General features: G+C 59.7%; 24 protein-coding genes. 14 read left to right on the top strand and 10 right to left on the bottom strand.

The window, feature by feature from the left end; translation table 11 throughout:
* The first annotated feature begins 6 nt into the window (after nt 1–6).
* From gspG to ACFOOP_RS15350, 9 genes are read left to right on the top strand one after another with little or no spacing between them, the layout of a single operon-like run.
* On the top strand, nt 7–459 hold the full coding sequence (gene gspG, locus ACFOOP_RS15390) for a type II secretion system major pseudopilin GspG (protein WP_379882014.1): 453 nt from the start codon (nt 7–9) through the stop codon (nt 457–459).
* The gene (gene gspH, locus ACFOOP_RS15385) at nt 446–1006 is read left to right on the top strand and encodes a type II secretion system minor pseudopilin GspH (protein WP_379882013.1); all 561 of its coding nucleotides are present in this window, start codon (nt 446–448) and stop codon (nt 1004–1006) included. Before gspG ends, gspH begins: the two co-directional genes overlap by 14 nt.
* A complete protein-coding gene (gene gspI / locus ACFOOP_RS15380) occupies nt 990–1364 on the top strand; it encodes a type II secretion system minor pseudopilin GspI (protein WP_379882012.1) in 375 nt (124 codons plus the stop codon). Before gspH ends, gspI begins: the two co-directional genes overlap by 17 nt.
* Entirely contained in the window at nt 1361–2014 is a 654-nt protein-coding gene (gene gspJ / locus ACFOOP_RS15375) for a type II secretion system minor pseudopilin GspJ (RefSeq protein WP_379882011.1), read from the top strand. The genes gspI and gspJ overlap by 4 nt, the downstream gene beginning before the upstream one ends.
* Complete coding sequence (gene gspK, locus ACFOOP_RS15370) at nt 2011–2979, top strand: type II secretion system minor pseudopilin GspK (RefSeq protein ID WP_379882010.1); 969 nt, start codon at nt 2011–2013, stop codon at nt 2977–2979. Before gspJ ends, gspK begins: the two co-directional genes overlap by 4 nt.
* Nucleotides 2976–4172 (top strand): type II secretion system protein GspL, encoded by a 1197-nt coding sequence (gene gspL / locus ACFOOP_RS15365; RefSeq protein WP_379882009.1) that lies wholly within the window; start codon nt 2976–2978, stop codon nt 4170–4172. The genes gspK and gspL overlap by 4 nt, the downstream gene beginning before the upstream one ends.
* Nucleotides 4169–4627 (top strand): type II secretion system protein M, encoded by a 459-nt coding sequence (locus ACFOOP_RS15360; RefSeq protein ID WP_379882008.1) that lies wholly within the window; start codon nt 4169–4171, stop codon nt 4625–4627. The genes gspL and ACFOOP_RS15360 overlap by 4 nt, the downstream gene beginning before the upstream one ends.
* Nucleotides 4627–5409, top strand: coding sequence for a type II secretion system protein N (locus tag ACFOOP_RS15355; protein ID WP_379882007.1), 783 nt, complete (start codon nt 4627–4629; stop codon nt 5407–5409). Before ACFOOP_RS15360 ends, ACFOOP_RS15355 begins: the two co-directional genes overlap by 1 nt.
* Nucleotides 5406–5906, top strand: a complete 501-nt coding sequence (locus ACFOOP_RS15350) for a hypothetical protein (protein ID WP_379882006.1) — start codon at nt 5406–5408, stop codon at nt 5904–5906. The genes ACFOOP_RS15355 and ACFOOP_RS15350 overlap by 4 nt, the downstream gene beginning before the upstream one ends.
* Nucleotides 5907–5936: 30 nt before the next feature.
* Here the strand turns inward: ACFOOP_RS15350 and ACFOOP_RS15345 are convergent, their stop codons facing one another.
* Nucleotides 5937–6638 carry a ZIP family metal transporter gene (locus tag ACFOOP_RS15345; RefSeq protein ID WP_379882005.1) on the bottom strand — a complete coding sequence of 234 codons (702 nt, stop codon included), beginning with the start codon at nt 6636–6638 and terminating at the stop codon, nt 5937–5939.
* 319 nt (nt 6639–6957) lie between these two features.
* On the opposite strand from ACFOOP_RS15345, the gene ACFOOP_RS15340 reads away from it, so the two are divergent.
* Nucleotides 6958–7956 carry a cation diffusion facilitator family transporter gene (locus ACFOOP_RS15340; protein WP_379882004.1) on the top strand — a complete coding sequence of 333 codons (999 nt, stop codon included), beginning with the start codon at nt 6958–6960 and terminating at the stop codon, nt 7954–7956.
* Nucleotides 7957–7966: 10 nt separating this feature from the next.
* Here the strand turns inward: ACFOOP_RS15340 and ACFOOP_RS15335 are convergent, their stop codons facing one another.
* The 7 genes from ACFOOP_RS15335 to ACFOOP_RS15305 form a co-directional block, all read right to left on the bottom strand.
* Nucleotides 7967–9313 carry a putative O-glycosylation ligase, exosortase A system-associated gene (locus ACFOOP_RS15335; RefSeq protein WP_379882003.1) on the bottom strand — a complete coding sequence of 449 codons (1347 nt, stop codon included), beginning with the start codon at nt 9311–9313 and terminating at the stop codon, nt 7967–7969.
* 106 nt (nt 9314–9419) lie between these two features.
* Entirely contained in the window at nt 9420–10424 is a 1005-nt protein-coding gene (locus ACFOOP_RS15330) for a P1 family peptidase (protein ID WP_379882002.1), read from the bottom strand.
* Nucleotides 10421–12031 (bottom strand): dipeptide ABC transporter ATP-binding protein, encoded by a 1611-nt coding sequence (locus ACFOOP_RS15325; protein WP_379882001.1) that lies wholly within the window; start codon nt 12029–12031, stop codon nt 10421–10423. The genes ACFOOP_RS15330 and ACFOOP_RS15325 overlap by 4 nt, the downstream gene beginning before the upstream one ends.
* Nucleotides 12028–12879: an ABC transporter permease gene (locus ACFOOP_RS15320; RefSeq protein WP_379881999.1), complete on the bottom strand. Its 852-nt coding sequence runs from the start codon at nt 12877–12879 to the stop codon at nt 12028–12030. Before ACFOOP_RS15320 ends, ACFOOP_RS15325 begins: the two co-directional genes overlap by 4 nt.
* A complete protein-coding gene (locus ACFOOP_RS15315; protein WP_379881998.1) occupies nt 12876–15425 on the bottom strand; it encodes an ABC transporter substrate-binding protein in 2550 nt (849 codons plus the stop codon). The genes ACFOOP_RS15320 and ACFOOP_RS15315 overlap by 4 nt, the downstream gene beginning before the upstream one ends.
* Nucleotides 15426–15533: 108 nt before the next feature.
* Entirely contained in the window at nt 15534–16400 is an 867-nt protein-coding gene (gene hemF, locus ACFOOP_RS15310; protein ID WP_379881997.1) for an oxygen-dependent coproporphyrinogen oxidase, read from the bottom strand.
* Nucleotides 16401–16452: 52 nt separating this feature from the next.
* On the bottom strand, nt 16453–16926 hold the full coding sequence (locus tag ACFOOP_RS15305; RefSeq protein WP_379881996.1) for a tRNA (cytidine(34)-2'-O)-methyltransferase: 474 nt from the start codon (nt 16924–16926) through the stop codon (nt 16453–16455).
* Nucleotides 16927–17081: 155 nt separating this feature from the next.
* Here ACFOOP_RS15305 and petA point away from each other — a divergent pair, with 155 nt between their 5' ends.
* The 4 genes from petA to ACFOOP_RS15285 all read left to right on the top strand — a co-directional run bounded on the left by petA (nt 17082) and on the right by ACFOOP_RS15285 (nt 20876).
* Nucleotides 17082–17678: a ubiquinol-cytochrome c reductase iron-sulfur subunit gene (gene petA, locus ACFOOP_RS15300; RefSeq protein WP_379881994.1), complete on the top strand. Its 597-nt coding sequence runs from the start codon at nt 17082–17084 to the stop codon at nt 17676–17678.
* 14 nt (nt 17679–17692) lie between these two features.
* On the top strand, nt 17693–18985 hold the full coding sequence (locus ACFOOP_RS15295; protein WP_379881993.1) for a cytochrome b: 1293 nt from the start codon (nt 17693–17695) through the stop codon (nt 18983–18985).
* A gap of 15 nt (nt 18986–19000) precedes the next feature.
* The gene (locus ACFOOP_RS15290) at nt 19001–19921 is read left to right on the top strand and encodes a cytochrome c1 (protein WP_379882904.1); all 921 of its coding nucleotides are present in this window, start codon (nt 19001–19003) and stop codon (nt 19919–19921) included.
* Nucleotides 19922–19994: 73 nt separating this feature from the next.
* Nucleotides 19995–20876, top strand: coding sequence for an S-methyl-5'-thioadenosine phosphorylase (locus ACFOOP_RS15285; protein WP_379881992.1), 882 nt, complete (start codon nt 19995–19997; stop codon nt 20874–20876).
* Here the strand turns inward: ACFOOP_RS15285 and ACFOOP_RS15280 are convergent.
* Nucleotides 20866–21594 carry a hypothetical protein gene (locus ACFOOP_RS15280; protein WP_379881991.1) on the bottom strand — a complete coding sequence of 243 codons (729 nt, stop codon included), beginning with the start codon at nt 21592–21594 and terminating at the stop codon, nt 20866–20868. The two genes, ACFOOP_RS15285 and ACFOOP_RS15280, sit on opposite strands and share 11 nt — an antisense overlap.
* Nucleotides 21595–21679: 85 nt before the next feature.
* The gene (gene ychF, locus ACFOOP_RS15275) at nt 21680–22777 is read right to left on the bottom strand and encodes a redox-regulated ATPase YchF (protein ID WP_379881990.1); all 1098 of its coding nucleotides are present in this window, start codon (nt 22775–22777) and stop codon (nt 21680–21682) included.
* Nucleotide 22778: the final 1 nt, after the last annotated feature.

Genomic DNA, 22778 nt, shown 5'->3' with positions numbered 1-22778 from the left:
ACCATTATGAAGAGAAATATGAAACGCCGTCAGAAAGGCTTTTCGCTGGTTGAACTGCTCGTCGCACTGGCGATCCTGGCGCTGATTTCCGCAATCGTCGTGATCAATGTCCTGCCGGCGCGAGACAAGGCGGCGGTCGATACAACGAAGATCGATATCGGCGTTATTGAGAGCGCGCTCGACCAGTATCGCCTCGACATGATGAACTATCCGACGTCGCAGCAGGGACTGGAAGCGCTGATTAACGTTCCGTCCGATGCGCGCAATACGGGCAATTACCGGCCCGGCGGATATCTGCGCGGCGAACTGCCGACGGACCCTTGGGGCAATCCTTATGAGTACCGTTTTCCGGGCGAGCGCGGCGGCGCCTATGACCTCTATTCTCTTGGCGCCGATGGAGAGCCCGGCGGTGAGGGACTGAACGCCGACATCGGCAACTGGACGAATGACGACAGATAAGCATATCGCGCCGCCATTGTTGCGTCGGAACGCCCAACGCGGTTTTTCGCTTGTCGAGATTCTGATCGTGCTGGCGCTTGCGGCCATGGTGGCGGGGGTGGTGGTCATCAACGCCCCGCCGGGCCGCAGCGATGTGCGCCGCGCGGCGGAGCGGCTGGCGGCGCGGCTCGATTTCGCGGCGCAGGACGCCATAACGAAAGGCGCGCTGATTGGCGTGCGTCTCGGCGAGGATGGATATGCGTTCTATCGCTATGAGCGCGGCGAGTGGAAAGAGAATGCCGAACCGCGCCTGACGGCGGAAAACTTTTCTGCGGATTTTTCCGTCGCGGTGACGCGCGAGGAACCCGCTAAAAAGAATGAGCCAGACGATACAAGGCGCCGCGAACGGCGAGACGAGGATGATAAAATTGTCCGGCCTGATCTGCGGTTTCTCCCGACCGGGGAGTCAACGCCGGTAACAGTTGTGTTTCAGGACCGGCGCGAGGTTTGGCGGGTGACGCTGGACGGCGCCGGTCATGTGGATGTGCGTGATGAAGACGGCGCGTGAGAGCCAAAAAGGCGTAACGCTGGTTGAGACCCTGGTGGCGCTTGCCGTCATGGGGCTGGTAATTGGCGCGCTGCTAGTTCTGTTGGGACAGAATACGCGCTTCGCTTCCTCCATGCGCGAGCGCGCCATGGCCTCCATCGCGGCTGACAATCTCATGGTCGAGGCGATGGTCCTCGAAGAGGCGACGGAGCTCGGGGAGAGCGAAGGCGATGTTACGGTTGGCGGCGAGACCTTGCATTATCGCCGTGCGATCATCGAAACCGGCGTCGACAATATTGTGCGGATCGAGATCGACATTCTGGCGCCGTTGAGCGGTCAGCGGCTTGGTCACGCCGTCTCCATGCGGAGGACTTCATGAGCCGCCGCGCGCAAAAAGGCCTGACCCTGCCGGAGGTGCTGATTGCGCTGCTGGTGTTCTCCGCGATTGCGGCGACGGCGGTTTACGCGTTGCGCCTTGGCGTCGACAGCCGCGATCAGCTCGCTGTGGTGGATGACGATCTGAAGAGCTTCCAGATCGCCCGCAGCCTGATCAAGGAAGACTTAGCACAGGTGGTCATGCGGGAAGTGCGCGATGAATTCGGCGATGGCCGCCCCGCAGCGTTCATGGGCAATCTGACGAGCTTTGGATCGCGGCGTGAGGATGATGAGCGCCTGCTTGCGTCTTTCGTGCGCGCCGGGTGGATCAATCCGGGTGCCGAAGAGCCGCGCAGCGCGCTTCAATATGTGGAATATGTTTACCGCGCCGGCGCCCTTATTCGTCGCAGCCGCGCCTATCTGGACGAGGCGACGAACGCCGATACGACCGAGCGTGTTCTCTTCGAGAATCTTCTCAATGCAAATGCCGTGTTTTTGCTCGGCGAACAGCGCGGCGAATTGGAATGGTCAGATATCTGGCCGGTGTCGGGCGGCGGCGCCCCGCCGCGGGCGCTTTCAATCACTCTTGAACGCGAAGGTCGCGCGCCTGTTGAACAGCTTTTCTGGATTGGCGCCGTGGAGCAACTTTCATGAGGCGGCGTGAACAACAGAAAGGCGCCGCGCTCTTGATCGTGCTTTTACTGGCGGCGACGCTTTCGTTTGTGGCGCTGTCCGCCATGGAGCTGACAACGCGCGCCGCCGCGCGCACGGGCAATGTGTTGTCGCGCAGCGAAGCCTTGTGGCGCGCCTTTGCGGTTGAAACGCTTGCGCTCTCCGCTATTGACGAGATTGCATCCGATGATAGCGGCGTCATGTCGCTCGATGCGCCATGGGCGTCGAAGCCGGTGGAGCTTCCTTTTGATGATGGCGGCGCAAGAGTTTTCCTTGGCGACGGCACCGCCTGTTTCAACATCAACACGCTCGGCGCCGATAGCGCCGGAACCGGGGGCGACCAGTCGCGGGAGGAATTTGTCCGTCTCGCCGGTCATCTGGGGATTGACGAGTTCGAGGCGATCGCGCTTGCCGAAACGGTTGGCGATTGGGTTGATGAAGACACAAACCGGCGCCCGCAGGGGAGTGAGGATGAATATTACACCGCGCTTCCATCGCCCTATCGCACAGGAAATCAGCCGATGGCTTCAGTTTCTGAATTACGCGCAGTCAAAGGCGTCACCCGCGAACTGTACGGAACGCTGAAGCCTTATCTTTGCGCCATGGACGGCGATACGGCCTCGGTCATTAATGTGAACATGCTGTCGGAGCGTCACGCGCCGGTGCTCTCCGCCGCGCTCGGGGGCGCCGTGCCCGTGCAGGTCGCTGCGGATTTGATCGCCGCCCGCCCGCCCGGCGGCTGGCTGACGGTGGAGGCTTTCCTGGAAACGCCGCCAATCGGGGATCTGGACCTTCAAAATTCGGCGCGTTTCGCGGTGACCTCGCGCTTCCTGATCGCCCGTGCAGAGATTGTTTATGGTACTGCCTTACTTGAAATGACGTCAGTGATTGACGCCAATGGAGGCAGGGCGAGAGTTCTGTCGCGTCGTCTGGGGGCGGAAGAGTGAACGAAACCTTAATTCTTCTTCTCGGCGAAACGCCGGACGATCCCATCCGGTGGGCTTTCGTTGGCGAGAACGATATTCTGGAGGCCGACACGGCTGCCAACGCTGCCGCCCTTTCGGTCATAGCGGAGCGTGCGGGCGCCGCCCGGCTTGTCGTGTGTGTCTTGCGCGGGGAGAGGGCGACCATGCGCGCTCTGCCGGTGCCTCCGAAATCAGCGGCCCAGTTCCGGGCTGCGGCGAGCATGCTTCTCGAAGACGAACTCGCGGAAAGCCTTGAGCAGATTCACGTTGCGACGGTGCGCCACAACAGCGGGGCTGGGATCGCGCTCGCCGTAAAAAAATCCGACATTGAGACGTGGGTGACGACGCTGACGGCAGTCGGCCTGTCGCCGGACGTTGTCACTGTCGATTATGCGCTGGTCCCCATGTTCGATGGGCGCGCGTTAATTATCGAAACGCCGGACCGCGTGTTCGGCGTCGTTGGCCTTAGAGGATTTGCAATCGAAAAACCGCTTGCAGACACCCTTATGCCGGCTCTGTTGAATGACGAGGAGGTGCGCAAGGTTATCGCCTTTAGCGAGCAAAGAGTGGCGGGCCTGCGCGGCGATGTGGAAATCGATCAACGCGGCCTGATGAATCCTGACGCTCTGATCGGATTTTTCGCCGAAGGGGTGAACAATGCGCCGAACCTGATGCAAGGGGCGTATCGCAAGCGGCGCGACTGGCGCGCAACGGCAGGCCCCTGGCGGCGCGCCGGGCTTCTGGCGGCGGCGTCTGTTGCCGCGCTTATGCTTGTGAATGTCGCCGGGTTAGTGCGTGACCTGCGCACGGCGGACCGCCTGAAGCAGGATACGATTGCGCTTCATGAAACGGCCTTTCCTGATGCGGCGGACGCCGATCCGCGCGCCTATGCGCGGCAAGTGCTCGGCGCTGGCGGCGGCGGGCGATCGTTCCTGAAGATTTCGAATGCGTTGGCGGAAAGTCTTGAGGGCTCCAGCGGCGTTCAGATTGATCGCATCCGCTATAATGGCGCGCGCGACGAATATTCGATCAATTTGCGCTTCGGCGACATCACCCAGATCGAAACCCTGAAACGCATGCTCGAAGCGCGCGGCCTGCAAGCGACAGAGACCGGCAGTGTGCGTCGCACCGGCAATAACGCTTATCTCGGCGAGTTAAGGGTGAGCGCGTCATGAGCTGGTGGCATGATCTTTCCGCGCGAGAGCGCCTGTTGATCCTGATTGCGGGCGGACTTGCAGGTTTGTTGTTCCTGTCTCTCGGGATCATGCGGCCCCTTGCTGACCTCCGGTCGGACGCGGCGCGTAAAGCCTCATCGGCCCGTGACGGTTATGAGCTTACCGCAGCGGCAGCGGCGGTTGCTGGCGGCTCAGATGCGACGGCCCCTCAAGGGGCTGCGCCGTTGCGTCAGGCGATCCTTGAAACCGCGCGCGGCGCCGGCGTCGAGCTGGCGCGTATCGGCTCAGAGAATAATGGCCAGATTGAAATTCAGGTCGCTGCGGTGAGCGGCGATGTCTTCTTCGAATGGCTGGCGCTGCTGCAAAACCGGTATGGCGTCAGCATCGCGTTTGCGGATATTGCGCGCGGCGAGGACGGCATGGTGACGCCGCAGGTTCTGGTGCTGGAGCGTTGATGATGACCCAGCCTCACCCGCCTGAGACATCGAAAACCCTGCGCGCGCCGATTATCGCCGGCGTCTTCATTTTTCTGGCGACGCTGATAGCGTCAATTCCGGCCAGCGCTATTTCGCTCTTTGCCGATAAAAGCGGCGGCGCGTTGTCCTACGCCGAAGCGCGGGGCACGATCTGGAAAGGCGAACTCAGCTCGGTTTCTGTTGGCGGGATTGCGCTTGGCGATGTCGGGTTCCGTCTGGCGCCGCTATCTCTCTTGCGGTTATCGCCGGAAATGACCTTATCAGCCAATGGCGCTGTGCGTGGTTCGGGAACGGTTTCTCTCGGCGGCGAGCGCGCGTCGTTACGAAATGTAAAAGCTGATATTAATCTGGCTACTGTCGCGGTGCGCGGTCTTTTGGGCGAACCGGCGCAAGGCGAGGCGCGGCTTGATATCGAGCGCCTCGATTTCAGCCTGAAAGACGGTTGCCGTCAGGCGTCTGGAAGCTTGTGGACCAACGCCCTCGACGGGCCGACGAAACGGTATAATCTGCCGCCTTTGCCGTTAAGCGGGCGCGTTGCTTGTGAAGGCGACAAGCTGGCGGTGACATTGGCGGGTGAGAATGTGCAAATGGCGGCTGATCTTCGCCTGCTTCTCAATCCCGCGCTTACTTATGAAGTCACGGCGACGGCGCGCGCCTCGGAAGAAAATATCGCATCCGCTTTGCGCGTGTTTGGTTTTGAAGACGATAATGGTGCGCTGACCTATGGTTCGGCTGGCGTGCTGACAGGAGCAGGATCATGAAGGCGTTAACGCTCGCATCATATGCGCTGTTTGCTCTGGCTGGCGCATGCGCCACAACCGCTTCGGGGTCCAAGGCGCGTCAGGCTGAAACCGGCGCTGGCGTCGATCTCGCCAGCGAGGCGGCGGGCGCGCAAGGCCTGCGTCCGATTGCCGATGCGAAACTGCCGGATAAATCCTGCGGCATGGTGTTATGGACGCTTGAAGGCCGGCGCCCGGCGGCGGTGTTCCGATTTGTCTCGGGGGACCAAGCGGAAATCAATATCGCCGGCGAGCCCGTGACCCTGAAGCGTATCGATTATGCCGGGGCCGCCGGGTTTGGTGTTTTCGAACAGCAGAGCTTTGCCAGCGGAGACGGGGTGACGGTTGATGTGACGGCGCGTTTTGGCCTTGGCTTTGAAGGCGGCGCCTATCTCGAGCAGGGGCTGATCAAGGTCCGTGACAATAAGGGCTGGAGCATGGTCTCGCCGACAGCCGGAATCGCCGGCTGCAAGGACTAGATCGTCTGGCGTTTACGTCGATCCCACATTTTAGTGGAAATGACCGCCAGCCATTTTCTCGAACAGGATGGCGGCGGTGCCGATGACGACGCCAAGCATGGCGACGTCATAGCCTCGCTTGTTCGGCGTTTTCGTGGCGTGGGGTCCGAGATGAAAGATCAGCACATAGATCAGGGCGCCGGCGGCGGCGCCTAGCATTGCCGCAAGAGGCGGCGCGCTGGCGAGGCCGAAGATCGATTGTGCGGTGATTGTTCCCGCTACGGTTGTTAACGCTGCCGCTATTAACGCAAGAATAATGGCGCGTGCGCGCGCCAGGCCTGCCTGCGCCAGTAGAGCGTATGCAATCACGCCCTCGGGAAACTCATGAAACAGAAGCCCGCCGGTTGCGAGCCATCCGGTAAAGGCTTCGTCCCAGAACGAGGCCGCGTAAACAGCGCCATCTAGAAATGAATGCGCCGCGAGACCGATGATGGAGACATAGCCGAAGGTGAGCGCGGCGCCTTCCGGTTGGCGCGCGACGGCTGTCTGCACACCCATGCCGATCAGCACCATGGCGACAAAGCCCGCCAGCACCCAGCTCAAGGCCGATATGGAGATGTTCGTCGCTTCGGGAATGAGGTGGAACATGACGCCCACGCTCAACAGTCCCACGGCGAAAGCGGCGCAATAGGCGCTATTGCGCTGCGCCCAGCCGCTGAACGACGCCATGGCGAAAATGCCAAACGCGCTCATGGCTGCGGCCGCTAGGCTCGCAAGCAGCCCATTAATGATGACGCTATCCCCAAACAAACCGCAGGGCCCCTTCCTGCTTTTAGTACGCTAACACTTCGAACGAGTTGTCCTACCCCCAAAACACTCGGGATGATAGCAATGAAAATGTTATCACGTCACCTTTTTTTGTCCCGGACCGGCGCCGGTATGGTGAACGAACCCTGTTGAATTTCCTGTGAAATGTCGGCGGTTTACCTTGCTCTGGCGGGCGCGTGCAGACTAAAGTCCCGCCAACTTGTAAGCCTTCCGCGCGTAGAAAACGACGAAAACCGGCGAGCGCATGGACAATTGCACCCACCAGCACCACCAGCAGCCTGTCGGCAAAGTGACGGGCCGTCTCCTCATGGCCCTGGCGGTGATTGTCGTCTTTATGGTGATCGAGGTTGTGGGCGGGGTGATTTCCGGATCGCTCGCGCTGCTTGCCGATGCTACTCATATGCTGACCGATGCGCTCGCGCTTGGTCTTGCCGCAAGCGCCCAGTTTTTTGCTGCGCGTCCGGCCGATAGCCGCCTCCATTTCGGATATCGGCGCGCGCAGGTTTTAGCGGCTTTCGTCAATGGCGTTCTGCTCGCCATCCTGCTGGTGTGGATTGTGTTTGAGGCCGTGCACCGGTTTCTCACCCCTGTAGAGGTCGACGCCACTTTGATGTTGTGGGTCGCTGTCGCGGGGTTCATCGCAAATGCAATTGCATTTTTTATTCTCCATCGCCGCGACGAGCAAAACCTCAATATGCGCGGCGCCATGCTGCATGTGGTGAGCGATCTTCTTGGCTCAGTGGCGGCGATCATCGCAGCGCTTGTGATTGCGGGAACGGGCTGGCTCGCGATCGATCCGATTTTGTCCATCGCCGTCGCCTTCCTGATCGGCGTGTCCGCGCTCAGGCTTGTGCGGGAAACGGGTTACATACTTCTGGAAGGCGCGCCCGCCAATATCGATATCGCCGAACTCGAAACAGATCTTCTAAAGGCCGTTCAACAGATCAAGAGCATCCACAATATTCAGATTTCTCAGATCACGCCGGAGCAGCCGCGCCTCACCATGCATGTGACCGTCGCCGATGCGCGCGATGCGGCTGGCGCGCTGGCCGAGGCCAAGGCCTGTCTTGAAAAGCACTACAACATTCATCATTCCACGATTCAGGTGGAGATTGGCGAAGAGTGCCCCGATATGGGCGCTGTCAGTGATGACGCGCATGAACACGCTCATAATCACGAAAAGGCGCATCGCGGCGGATCGATGAAAACACAGAGCGGGGCTGCGGCGTTCGCCGCCGATTAAGATCGCCGGTCTATGGCGCGGGCTGGGCCGGGCTTTCTGTTTCTCCGAGAATTTCCTTCAGACGTTTGCGGCCGCGCCAGTTGCGGATGCGCGCTTGTTGTAAGGCATGGCCCTCGGGTTTGCCGTCAGTGACCGCCATTTTGCTCAACGCTGAGACAAGCGCGATGATGACAAGATATCCATCCCACATTTCCAGCGAAACGGAGGCGCCGCCAATCGCGAATACAGCGAGCGACATTTGCGCATAATAGGCGAAACGCCATTTCCATGGCGCCAGGCGTTCATTGGCGCGGGAAAGATAGATACGCCATGCGGTGAGCTGCGCCGCCGCCAAAAGCGAGAGATAGATGAATAGCCCGACGAACCCGGAACCGCCCAGCACTTCGAAATAAATGCTGTGCGCTGCTTTTGCGCTTTCGGCGCGTTCTATATCAACGGATTGCGCGATCTCTTTTTCATAAGAGTTTCTGAGGCCGGCGCCGGTCATCGGATGCGCGACGGCCAGCTTGTAATTGATTACCCAGGCGTCAACGCGCCCCATGAAAGAGGCGTCCTGCGTCGCTTCACCGATGGTGCTCATGCGCTCCGTCCACTTGCCTGGCATGAACGCGATGGTGGGCGCCATGACAAGGATCAGGCCGGCGAGAATGGCGAATTTGTGTTTCGCGCGGAGCCAGAAAAAGCCGCTGAAAGCGATCAGCGACAGGAAAGCGCCGCGGGACTGGGTGCCGATGATGGCGACGACTGCGAGGCAGAACAGCGCTAGAAGGCCCTGGCGAATGATCGGCCGCGCGGATTCTTCGCGCAGATAAAGAATGAGCGGCAGGATGGTCGCGACGGCGATGCCGAAATGGTTGTTGTCTTCTAGGACCGTGTTGGAGAGACCCTGCACATGATACTGGCCAAGCGTCATGAAGGTGAAGGCGGCGCCTTTTGCCGCCAGAAACCCGATGGATACGACGATGGTCCAGACCAGCGCATTAAAGCGAAGCTTACCGGCTGCCATTTGCGCGCAAAGAATGACAAATAGCAGCGTCTTGATGAAGCGGTCATGATAAATGGCGGAATTTTCAGGATTCAGGGAAAAGGCCTGTGCGATCATTAACCAACCGCCGAACAGGATGATCAGCACTGTCAGCGGATCGAAGCGGAACTTCGCGATTTCGCCGGACACGATGTAAGAGGCGATGGTGACCCCGGCGATGATGACATTTAATGGGACGCCATAGACGCCGAACGCGGCCTGATGCGGGGTCATCAGCGTAAACCACGCCCAGGTCAGAAGGCCGGCAAAAGGGTGGCGGATCGCGGCCGCAAGGCAGAGCGCCGTAAACCCCAGAAGAATAAGATCGCGCATGCCAGTCGCCGCCGGTTCATTGCGGGAAAATCCCGCCTCCGATTAAGCATATATACAAAGAACAGGCCGTGACGTCAGTTCGAGGCGCGGAGATCGCCGAACTTGGTTAATCGCGCGCTTCGTAAATGGCGCGGGCGATGGCGCGGGTCAGGCAATCGGAGGCCGCCGCGCCGATCCGCACGACAAGACCATGGCGCAAGGGCTCCGGATCGAAGGGCAGTTCCTTTTCGGCAGTCGCTATGGCGAAAACGATGTCGCCGTCAAAGGCCGTATGCGCCGGGCGCACCGCGCGGGCGATCCCGTCATGGGCCATCATGGCGATGCGCTTGGCCTCCACATTGGTTAAATCGGCGTTGGTCGCGACGATGGCGATGGTGGTGTTGGCGCCGGCTTTGGCGCGGAAATGCAGCCGCGAAAAATCCGGAAAGGGTTCCGGCAGTTCATGAAGCGTCGGCGGGCTTTTGCCGCCAAACTCGCCGCGGATCTCGTAGGGCCAGGCGTGGAAGGTTTCGCCATCCGCCATATAGACCGACCCGACCGGATTGGCTGCAACGAGCGCGCCGACAGTGACGCCGTTTTCAAGGACTAGCGAAGCGGAGCCGAGGCCGCCTTTGATGACTCCCGCCATGGCCCCGCGTCCTGCGCCCTCGGACCCGAGTTCAAATTCGGCGCCTGCATTTCGGGCGGCCTTCATGCCGAGGACGCGATAGGGTGGCGTTTCCCCCCATTGCTTGTCGCCGTCATTGCCGAGATCGTGGAGCACGGCGGCCGGCACAATCGGGATCGCTGGTCCCTTGTCGCTGAGTTTCAGGCCGACGCCATCGACCGACAGGGCGCTGGCGGCGCCGTCAGCCGCGGCGAGGCCAAAAACAGAACCGCCGGTCAACACAATCGCGTCGGCGCGGCCCACCAGATTTTCAGAGGAAAGAACGTCGATCTCGCGCGTTCCCGGCGCCCCGCCGCGCACATCGGCGGCGGCGATGAAAGCATGCGCGCAGCGCAATACGGTGACGCCGGTTTGCACCTTTTCATCTGTTGCATTGCCGACGCTTACGCCAGTGACGTCAGTGATCAAGTTGCGCGGGCCAGGCTTCAATATGTCGTCGCTCATTTTCCATCTCCGGCGGCGGTGTTTCGCCATCTTATCACAGGGACAGCCGCAATGAGGCGCCTTGTGTAGTCATTTTCCGGCGCTGTGAAAATGCGCGCCGTATCGCCGCTTTCGACGATGCGGCCAGCTTTCATCACCAGCACCCGGTCAGCGATGTCGCGGATAACCGACAAGTCATGAGTGATGAACAGGAACGATACGCCGCGCGAGGAGGACAGAGATTGCAGGAGCTCAAGGATGTGATTGCGCGACGCAATATCGAGGGCGGATGTCGCTTCATCAAGGATGATGACTTCGGGGTCTGTCGCCAGCGCGCGGGCGATGGCGATGCGCTGGCGCTGGCCGCCGGAAAAGGCGTGCGGATATTTGTCGAGCGCCTCCAGTGACAGGCCCACGCTTGTCAGCAGCGCCGCTGCGCGCTCGCGCTTTTGAACTTTGCTCATGGGCGCATCCAAAAGATGCAACGGTTCGGCAAGAATATCCACGATGTGATGGCGCGGATTGAAGCTGGAATAGGGGTCCTGAAAGACAATCTGGATTTTCCGCCTGAGGCGGCGCATCGCGGCCTCGTCTTTCACTGGAAAGCCTTCGCCGCCGATTGTGGCGCACCCTTCCGTGATGGGGTGCAGTCCGAGAAGCGCCTTCGCCACGGTTGACTTTCCGCAGCCGGACTCGCCGACAAGGCCGAGCGTCTCACCTTTCCGGATATCAAAGCTGACATCATGCACAGCGCGAAAAATCGATGGCTTTGCGAAGAAGGAGCGCCGGGAATTCACATAGTCGCAGGACATATTATCAACGCTCAAAACTGTTTCTATTTTTGGCGTCGATCTATCTTCCCGCTTGACGCGACCCGGAATGAATTCTTTCGCGAGTGATGCGTCGACATGGGCGTAGAAATCATCAGCGCTTTCGTCGGCGGCGACGCGGCCTTCTTTCATCACGGCGATGCGGTCCGATATATGAGAGACAACCGCGAGATCATGGGTGATCAGGAGAAGGGCGCATCCTTCTTCTTTGGCGAGGCTTTTCAATAGATCGAGAATTTCCGCTTGTGTTGTCACGTCGAGCGCGGTTGTCGGTTCATCCGCGATCAGGACTTTCGGTTTCATGGCGATCGCGATGGCGATGACTGCACGCTGGCGCTGGCCACCGGACAGCTCATGGGGGCGGCGCTCGGGCGAGACTTCCTCGGGCGGCAACCCGGCGCGGGCGAGGGCGGAAACTGCCTTTTCCATAGCCTGTGCGCGGCTGATTTTTTCATGGGCGAGATAGGTTTCGGCTACCTGCGCGCCAATGCTCTGTAACGGGTTGAGCGCCGTCATAGGCTCCTGAAACACCATGGCGATGTTGCGTCCGCGTAAGTCACACAAGCGTTGCTCACTCATGGACAGAACATTCTCGCCATTGATTGCGATCTCTCCGGAGAGAGTCGCCGCGCGAGGCGCCAGCCCCATCATGGCGAGCGCGGTTATGGACTTGCCCGACCCCGAACGTCCGATGAGGCCGGTGATTTCGCTTTCGCGCAGGACAAGATTGACGCTGTTGAGAATTTGCGTCCCGCCAATAGTCAGCGAAAGATTGTTGAGGCGAATGGCGTCCGTCACATCGCCCCCACAATGCGGTGCGGGTCGAACCGGAGGCGAAGCCCGTCGCCGAGCAGGTTGAGTCCAAAAACAAAAAGGAAAATCGCGAGACCCGGAAAGATCGCGAGCCACGGCGCAAAACTCACCATAGTCTGACTTTCCGCGAGCATGCGTCCCCAGCTCGGCGCTGGCGGCTGGGCGCCAAGACCTACATAAGAAAGCGCGGCTTCGGCCAGCACGGCGAGAGAGAACTGCACCGTCGCCTGCACGATCAGGGTCGGCGCAATGTTGGGCAGGATGTGTTCCAGGGATATGCGGAACCGGTTTTTGCCCGCCGTCTTCGCGCTCATGACATAGCCGCGCGTCCAGATAGGCAGCGCCGATCCGCGTGTAAGCCTTGCGAAAACAGGAATGTTGAAGACGCCAATGGCAATTACGGCGTTGACGGCGCCGGGACCGTATACGGCGCTGATAAGAATAGCGAGGATGATCGCTGGAAAGGCGAACACCACATCGCTCATCCGCATGACGATGTCTTCAATGACGCCGCGGGTTCCCGCCGCCAGCAATCCCAGAGGAATGCCTATGCACATGCCGATGCCGACGGCGAAAAGGGCGACGGTGATCGACGTGCGCGCGCCAACCATGATCATCGAAAGGACATCACGACCGAGGTGATTGGCGCCGAACGGATGGGTGAGAGACGGCGCGGCGAGGCGCGCATCGGCGTCAATCGCAGCGACGTCATGGGGCGTCCAGACAAGGGAGACAAAGGCCATCAGGATGAAGACCGCGACAAGGGTTGCGCCAGCCGTGAGGCTTTTGTCATTGCGTAAGGTGTCGGCCAGAGTGGAGGCAAGCGCGGTCATCGTCCGCTCCCTTGCAGACGCGGGTCGACGATGGCGTAGGCGAGATCAATCAGGAATGCGATGACGACGACGGCGAAGACCAGCACCATCACGACGCCTTCGACAACGATAAGGTCGCGTTGTGCAATCGCCTGAAACACCATGCGCCCAAGGCCGGGCAGGTAAAACACATTCTCGATGATGACGCCGCCGGCGAGAAGAAACGCAAATTGAAGCCCCAAAATCGTCAGCACCGGGATGAGTGCGTTCCGGAGCGCATGCCCAATCAGGGTTTCGCGGCGGGTCAGGCCCTTGGCGCGTGCTGTTCTGATGTAATCTTCGCGCAAGGTTTCAATCGTCGAAGAACGCATGATCTGAGTCAGGATGGCGGCTTGAGGGATGGCGAGCGCAATGGCGGGCAGGAGCAGCGCTTTGAAAGCCGGAAATATTCCTGCGTCCCAGCCGGGAAACCCACCGGCGGAAAACCAGCGCAAGGTCACTGCGAATACCATCACCAAAAGAATCGCGAGCCAGAAATTCGGGATGGCGACGCCTGCTTGCGCGGCGGCGACGATGGTTTTTCCGCTTGTTTTTTCGCGCCTTGCGGCGGCGGCCAAACCTGCGGGCACCCCAATGGCGGTTGAAATGGCGAAAGCGAGCAGCGCTAGCGGCAAGGAAACCCAGATGCGCTCTGCCATCAATTCAGCAACAGGCGTTCTGTATGTGTAGCTGATCCCGAAATCGCCCATGGCGAGACCGCCGATCCAATGCGCATAGCGTGTGATCAGCGAATGGTTGAGTCCGAGCTCTTCCCGCAAGGCTGCGACAGCCGCCGGATCGGCGTTCAACCCCATCATGAAGGATGCGGGATCGCCGGGCGCAATTTCGATCAGGAAGAAAATAACCAGCGATGCGATGAACAGCGTCAGCGCCATGGAAGCGGCGCGGCTCGCGAGGTAAGCGGGGCTCGCTTTGGCGAAGATGGCGACGAGGGCGAAGGCTGCGGCGATGAACACGAAAATCGGCCAAAGCGGAAAGCTTGTGGTCCCGTGTTCACCGGGCGCCAGCGCCGCGCGGCCCGTCACATCCGCCTTGGTCAGATCATTCGCCTGAACGGGCGCATTGGCCCAGACGCCCGTCACATCGTTTGACCAGACGGCGATCTTCGGACCCGACGCTATGAACACATTTACGGCGTCTTCGGCGATGATTTTTTGCGCATCGCGCAACAGGGCGTCGCGCCGCGCCGGATCATTTTCACCTCGTAAATCAGCGATCACCTTGTTGAAGGTATCGCTGTGATATTGAAAATAATAATCGTCGCGGGCGTAGATATCGATATCGAGTGGCTCCGTGTGAGAGACGATTGTCAGATCATAATTTTTGTTGGCGAAGATCTGATCGAGCCATTGCGCCCATTCGATGTTGCGAATCTGAACTTCAATCCCGACCGCTTCGAGCTGCGCCGCGATCACCTCGCCGCCGCGCCTTGCATAAGCTGGCGGCGGCAGGGCGAGGGTGGTTTTAAACCCATCTGGGTAGCCGGCTTCTGCAAGAAGACGCTTAGCCTCCGCCGGATCATAGGGGTAAAGGCCCGTCAAGTCCTCGTAAGCAGGGTGATGCGGCGGAAAGTGACTGCCAATAGGTGTTCCGAAGCCGAACAGTCCCGCTTTGATGACCGCTTGCTTGTCGATGGCGTAGTTGAGTGCGCGCCTTACGCGAATGTCGTTGAAGGGGGCCTTGCCGTTGTTGATGACGAGGATCATTTCCCCTTCGCCGGTGCCCGTGACGATCTTGAATCGAGCATCCCGCTCGATCAGGCCGAGATTTTCCGCCGCCGGATAATTGGGAAAACCGTCAACATCGCCGGCCATCAATGCGGCGAAGGCGGCGGTCGGGTCGGGAATGAAAATGAAGTTGATCTGATCAAGGGCCGGGCGCTCTCCCCAATAGTCGTCATTGCGGACAAGCGTCGCAGAGGCGCCCTTGCGCCAGCGAACAAATTTGAAGGGGCCAGTACCGACGGGATGGCTCGCATTCGTTGCGGCGCTTTCGCTCGCCACGATCACAGCGTCGCCCCAGCCCAGATAAGTCGTAAAGGCGCCGAGCGGTTCCTTCAGCGTCACACGCACGGAATAGGGGCCGGTCGCCTCGGCGCGGTCGATCATGTCGAAGATCGGGCGTTGCGCATTTGTGGAGGCGGGCGCCTTTGCACGGTCGAGCGTAAAGACAACATCATCTGCATCGAAGGGTGTGCCGTCATGAAACGTCACGCCCTCGCGCAGTTTGAAGTCATAAACACGCCCGTTCTCAGACACGCGCCAGCTCTCAGCGAGCAGTGGCGAGACCGAGCCGTCCTCATTGATGCGGGTCAGCCCTTCGAACAGATTGGCGTAAACCACCTCGTCAATGGCGGCGGCCGCTCCGCTGGTCGGGTCGAGATTGGGCGGTTCAAGCTGAACGCCGATATTGAGCGCCCCGGCGGCGAGCGCCCCAGACGGCGACGCCATCAGCGCCGCCAGGAAGAGCAGGGCGCGCAGCGTCGTCAGGCGAAACATGTCGGCCATGGCCGGCATTGGCGCTCCTTCAAGGGCGTCGTCGGATTTCGTCTGTTTATCAGGGTTTTAGGCTAGATCAAGAAACGCTTTTGAGAGCAATTCCTTGAGGTCGTTTCCTCATGGCCATTTCGCTTCCGGCGGCAGGGAGGACAGGATCGATTTCACGTTGCCGCCGGTCTTGAGGCCGAAGGTCGTGCCGCGGTCATAGAGGAGGTTGAATTCCGCGTAGCGCCCGCGCTGGATCAGCTGTTTTTCGCGGTCGTCATCGCTCCAGGGCTGGTCCATGCGTTTGGCGACGAGTTTCGGGTAGATGTCGCGGAACGCCTTGCCCACATCCTGCGTGAAGGCGAAGTCCTTGTCCCAGTCGCCGGAATTGTGGCGGTCATAAAAGATGCCGCCGACGCCGCGCGGCTCGTTCCGGTGCGGCAGATAAAAATACTCGTCGCACCATTTTTTGTACTTTGGAAAATACTCCGCATCGTGAGCATCGCAGGCGGCTTTGTAAGCGGCATGGAATTCCTGCGCATCTTCATGGTTTTCATCGCGATACGCCGGGTGCATCGGGTTCAAATCGCCGCCGCCGCCAAACCAGGACTTCGTCGTTACGATCATGCGCGTATTCATATGCGCGGCAGGCGCGTGAGGGTTGCGTGTATGGGCGATCAGGGAAATGCCCGACGCCCAGAAACGAGGATCTTCCTCAGCGCCCGGAATTTGCGTGCGAAATTCTTCGGAGAACTCACCATAGACAGTAGAGACATGGACGCCCGCCTTTTCGAAGACGCGGCCGTGAAGCATGCCCATCTCGCCGCCCCCCTGGTTCGGGCCCCGCTCCCATGGGGTGATCTCGAACTTGCCGGGCGCCATATCCGCGTAAAGCGGCCCGGCCTCATTCTCGAGCTTTTCGAATGAGGCGCAGATCTGGTCGCGCAAGGCTTCAAACCAGGCCTTGGCGGTTTTTTTCTTTTCTTCGAAATCGGACATTGAATGCTCCACTTAAACGCTGCGCCGCCCATCGCCGCCTCCGGACTTTATTTCATTGCGCCGGATCAAGTGACGCTGCGTCAGACCAACCCACCTGGCGGCGCGCTTCGGCCAGCGCCACCGCCGCTGCGACAGCCACATTAAGAGAGCGCGCCTCCGGAGCGAGGGGAATTCTCAGCCGCGCATCGGCGCGGTGATGGACTTCGTCGGGCGCGCCTGCGCTTTCGCGGCCCATGAGAATGATGTCATCCGGGCGAAAGGCGAAGTCCCAGATCGTTAGATCAGCCTTGGTGGTGAGAAGGATCAGCCGAGCGGTCCCGGCGGCCTCCAGAAAGCTGTTCCAGCCTGAATGGGCCATGGGAGCCGCCCCCGCGCCGTAGTCCATGGCGACCCGCCGGACCTCGCGCGAATCAAGCGGAAATCCGCAGGGCTCGATCACATCCATCCCGGCGCCGAAACAGGCTGCGGCGCGAATCGCCGCGCCCACATTCTGGGGAATATCCGGCTGGTAGAGGGCGAGGCGCATGAAGCTGTTTTTCCACGAAATTCCGGCGCTATGGCGGGTTCATAGCGACGCTAGGCCGCAGCGCCTCGTCGCCTAGACTTTGTACATAGGACATGTCAAACACCCCGGCGATTCTTTCCTTCCGGGGCACACATTTCCAAGGGCGTGAGACGAACATGACCACATCGGACGTGAGCGAAGACGGCGAACCGACCCGCCGCGACTTTATCCACATTTTCGGCGCGGCTACGGCCGCCGCCGGCGCCGGCGCGGTTCTCTGGCCGCTGGTGCATCAGATGAACCCAGACGCCTCGGTGCTGGCGCTGTCGACCAAAGAGGTCGATCTCTCAGCTGTGCCCGTGGGCCAGGCCATCAAGGTGATGTGGCAGGGCAAGCCGGTCTTCATCCGTCACCGCACGCCAGCAGAGATTACTGAAGCCGAAGAGACTCCGTTGTCGGCGCTGAAAGACGATGTCGCCCGCAACGACAATCTGTCCGGCAAACTCGAAGCGACGGACGATGCGCGCGTCACCGCGTCTGATGGCGTCGCCCGCCCCGAATGGCTGATCCTTGTCGGCGTGTGCACCCATCTTGGTTGCATTCCGCTCGGCACCAGCGCTGGTGAAAACCGCGGCGATTACAATGGCTGGTTCTGCCCCTGCCACGGATCGCATTACGATCTGGCCGGCCGTATCCGCAAAGGCCCGGCTCCGGAAAACCTTCCCGTGCCGCCTTACCAGTTCGTATCCGACACTGTCGTCAAGATCGGCTAGGAGAGCGAGACAAAATGAGCCACGTTTCTACTTACAAGCCCTCCACCGGCATCGAAAAATGGTTGGACAAGCGTCTGCCAATCGTTCGCTTCGGCGCGGATTTCATGGAATTTCCGACGCCGAAAAATCTGAATTACTGGTGGACCTTCGGCGCCATCCTCGCCGTGTGTCTGGTGATCCAGATTCTCACCGGCGTTATTCTCGCCATGCATTACACGCCGCATACATCCATGGCGTTCGACAGTGTCGAACACATTATGCGCGATGTGAACTATGGCTGGCTCCTGCGTTATGTTCACGCCAATGGCGCATCGATGTTCTTCATCGCCGTTTATATTCACATGTTCAGAGGGATCTATTACGGATCGTATAAAGAGCCGCGCGAAGTCGTGTGGATGCTTGGCGTCGTTATTTACCTGTTGATGATGGCGACCGCGTTCATGGGCTATGTGCTTCCCTGGGGACAGATGTCCTATTGGGGCGCAACGGTGATCACCAACCTGTTCTCCGCGATCCCGGTCGTGGGCGAGTCGATCCGCACGCTTCTCTGGGGCGGCTTCTCGGTCGACAATCCGACGCTGAACCGTTTCTTCTCGCTGCATTACCTCTTGCCATTCGCGATCTTCGGTGTCGTGGCGCTGCATATCTGGGCGTTCCACACCTCGGGCAACAACAACCCCGCCGGTGTCGAAATTAAAGACGTGAAGAAAGACGCGGTGCCGTTCCATCCGTATTACACGGTGAAAGACGCGTTCGCGATTGTGGTGTTCCTGATCCTGTTTGCGGCCTTCGTGTTCTTTAATCCGAACAGCCTTGGCCATGCGGACAACTATATTGAGGCGAACCCGCTCTCGACGCCTGCGTCGATCGTGCCCGAATGGTATTATTTGCCATTCTATGCGATCCTGCGCGCCATCACGTTCGACATCGGCCCGATCTCGTCAAAGCTTGGCGGCGTGATCGCCATGTTCGGCTCGATTCTGATCCTGTTCGTCCTGCCCTGGCTCGACACATCGAAAGTCCGCTCCATGCGCTACCGTCCGGTTGCGCGGATGTGGTTCTTCCTGTTTGTCATCGCCTGCCTTGCGCTGGGCTGGCTCGGCGGCAAGCCGGCGGAAGGCTCCTATGTCATGTACGCCCAGATTGCGACGGCGTACTACTTCGGCTTCTTCCTGATCATTTTGCCGTTGCTTGGTATTCTGGAAACGCCAAAACCGCTGCCGCGCTCTATCTCCGAGGCAGTGCTGCACAAATCTGCGAAAGTTGAGACCTCGGCGGCGCCCGGTGCGCCGGCGGCGGCTGAATAAGGGACGCCTTGCGTGATGAAAGCCATGAAGATTACAAAAACGCTCATCGCTGTCCTCGCCGCCGGTCTGGCGTGCAACACGGCGGCGCTCGCCGCCAGCGGCAAGTCGAAACATCCGCATGAACAGCACTGGCACTTCTCCGGGCCGTTCGGCACCTTCGACCAGAACGCGCTTCAGCGCGGCTATCAGGTCTATGAAACGGTCTGCTCGAACTGCCACAGCCTTGATCTCGTGGCGTTCCGCAATCTCGGACAAAAGGGCGGGCCGTTCCATCTTGACGCTTGCCCTGCCGGTTTTCCTGAGAACCTCGATTGTTCGAACCCGAACGACAATCCGGTCGTGAAAGCGCTGGCGGATAAATACAAATATCAGGTGACGGACGGTCCTGACGATTCAGGCGATATGTTCCAGCGCAACGGCGTTCCGTCGGATCGGATCCCCGGCCCCTACGCCAACGAGCAACTGGCGCGCCTCGCCAACAACAACGCGCTGCCGCCTGATCTGTCGCTAATCACCAAGGCCCGCCATGGCGGCCCGGATTATGTCTACAGCCTTCTGACTGGTTATGAGGACGCCCCCTCTACGGTCGAGATTGGCGTCGGCCAGCATTACAATCCGTATTTCCATGGCGATATGGCGCAAGCCATGAAGCCGGAATATATGCATGACGGTCATCCTGTGGAAGGCGTTTCGGTGCCGCTCGGCGGCGTTCTCGCCATGGCCCCGCCGCTTGCTGACGGCATCATCGAATATGGCGACGGCAGCCCGCAAACCGTTGAGCAATACGCAAAAGACGTGACCGAGTTTTTGATGTGGGCCGCTGAGCCGAAAATGGAATCGCGCAAGGCGCTGGGCGTCATGTCGATTATCTATCTCGTGATCCTCGCCGGCATCCTCTACTGGTCCTACCGCAAGATCTGGGCGGACCAGCACTAGGCGTCGATCATTCGTGATTTGAAGATTTGACGGCGGCGCATAAACTGCGCCGCCGTTTTAGTTTGAGGGGCTGATGACCGAACAACAACGCGTCCTGGGATTTTTTGGCGGGTCCGGCGTCTATTCCATGGATGCGCTTGAAAACCCTCAGCGTCTGGAGATCGATACGCCTTGGGGGCAGCCGTCAGACGCGTTGGTGAAGGGCAAGCTTAGCGGCGTCGACGTGGTTTTCCTTGCGCGCCATGGCGCCGGACACACGCTGCCGCCGAGCAATGTGAATTACCGGGCCAATGTTGACGCCATGAAGCGCGCGGGCGTCACTGATCTGGTTTCAGTCTCTGCTTGCGGATCGTTCCGCGACGAACTGGCGCCCGGAACCTTCGTGATTGTCGATCAGTTCATCGATCGCACGAGCGCGCGCGAGAAAAGCTTTTTCGGCCCCGGTTTTGTCGCCCATGTCTCCATGGCCGATCCGGTCTGTCCGGCGCTCGCTTTTGCTTTGGCGACTTCCTGCGCAGCGCTCGATATTCCACACCAAAGGGGCGGAACCTATATCTGCATTGATGGCCCGCATTTTTCCTCGCGGGCGGAGTCGCATCTATACCGCTCCTGGGGCTGCGATGTGATCGGCATGACCAACATGCCCGAGGCCAAACTCGCGCGGGAGGCGGAGCTGCCTTACGCCAGCGTCGCCATGGTGACCGATTATGATTGCTGGCGCGAACATGACGGCCCTGTAGAAGTGGGGCTTATCCTTGAAACGCTGAAACAGAACACGGCGAACGCTGCGCGGCTGATCGCCGATCTGGCGCCTCGCCTTGGGGCGACGCGTAGGCCGTCGCCGCTTGGCGTTGAAACCGCGCTCGATATGGCGGTGATCACGCCGCCGGAAGCGCGCGATCCTGAGATAATGAAAAAACTTGATGCAGTTGCAGGGCGCTTTCTTAAGCGCTGACAGCCATTTTCATGGGCGAGAGCGATTCAAGATGCTCTGCGATGGGCTCGGCGTCGATTTCAAGCGTCCATTCGCGACGGTCTTCGGTCATGACGCTGATTTTGAGGCCGTAGGCGGCGCCCATATGAACCTGCCAGTCATTGAGGCTCATCACCGCGATGCCGCGATTGTTGCGGCGCTCAAATTTGAGCGCGCTTGCGGTCCAGCGAACGTCATCGGCGTTGATGCGGATCGCGGAAATATTTTCAAGCGCTTCAAGATCAGGCGTCACAATCGACAGAAAATGCCGGTTATATCCCGGTTGATAGCCGACCCCGGAGGAGATCAGCGCGCGGGAAGGCACGCTTGACCGGGTACGGATGAACGGGCTTGTCACGGTCTCCACCGGGCCAGCGGCGCCGGCGGCGTGGAAAGCGCTTTCGGAGCAGTCGGGATGCGCATGGGCCATGAGCGCCAGCGAGTCCTGACCGAGCAAGACGGCGAAGCCTTCGGGAAAGACGCGAACGATTTCGCCTTCCAGCGCTGGCAGCCCGCCGAAATAAACGGTGATCCGATCGCCTTTCTGGGCGAGGACATCGCTGCGGATAGCAAGGCTGCGCGATGTGAAATTCAACGCATTGCTGACAATTTCCGCGCCGCCATTGATGGAGAAGCAGATGTTGAAATCAGCCTGGAAGCGCTGCGCCTGACGGCGATCGATTTTCTGAACAACGGTCATGGTCCGCAACTATAGTTGATGCGGCTTAACCATGCGTAAAAAATACCGTGAACGGAGTATTAACGCGAAAGGCGCCGGTAAGGGGCTAGGTGTTGAACCGGAAATGCATCACATCGCCGTCCTTGACGATGTATTCCTTGCCTTCAAGTCGCATTTTCCCGGCTTCTTTGGCGCCTTGCTCGCCTTTGAGCGCAACATAGTCGTCAAAGGCGATTGTTTCGGCGCGGATAAAACCCTTTTCAAAATCCGTATGAATGACGCCCGCCGCCTGCGGCGCCGTCGCGCCGCGTTTTACGGTCCAGGCGCGCGCTTCCTTAGGTCCAGCCGTGAAATAGGTCTGGAGACCAAGGAGATCGAAGCCTGTGCTGATGAGACGGTTGAGGCCCGGTTCTGACAGTCCGATTGTCTCGAGATATTCCGCCTGTTCCTCATCTGACAGTTGAGCGAGTTCGGATTCAATCTTGGCGGAAATAACGACGGCGGCGGCGCCTTCCTTTTTCGCGCATTCCTCGACATGTTTCGAATAGTCATTGCCGGAGGCGGCTGAGCCTTCATCCACATTCGCGACGAATAGCACCGGCTTTGACGTCAGCAATTGCAGGCCCGCCCATGCTTTTTTGTCGTCGTCAGCGACTTCGGCGTTTCGGGCGGGGTGGCCTTCGCGCAGCTCCTCCAGAGCCTTGTCTACAAGAACGATGAGCGCTTTGGCTTCCTTGTCCTGACCCTTTGCTTTCTTTTCCAGGTTGACGCGGCGTTTCTCGAGGCTTTCGAGATCGGCGAGCATCAGCTCGGTCTCGACGGTTTCAAAGTCGGCGATCGGATCGATCTTGTTGGCGACATGAGTGACGTCGTCATCGTCGAAGCACCGCAAGACATAGACCACTGCGTCGACTTCTCGGATATTGGCGAGGAACTGATTGCCGAGGCCTTCGCCTTTGGAGGCGCCTTTGACCAGACCGGCGATATCCACGAACTGCATGCGCGCAGGCAATATCTCTTTCGAGCCCGCAATCTCGGCAAGGGTTTTAAGGCGCGGCTCCGGTACTGCGACATCACCCACATTGGGTTCTATCGTGCAGAAGGGATAATTCGCCGCCTGCGCCGCCGCCGTCTTGGTGAGTGCGTTGAAAAGCGTTGACTTGCCCACATTCGGCAAGCCGACAATGCCGCATTTGAAACCCATG

Origin of the sequence: Hyphococcus aureus, from assembly GCF_042643165.1 — a bacterium.
Taxonomy (GTDB): Bacteria; Pseudomonadota; Alphaproteobacteria; order Caulobacterales; family Parvularculaceae; genus Hyphococcus; species Hyphococcus aureus.
This window is presented reverse-complemented; position numbering and strand designations above follow the sequence as displayed.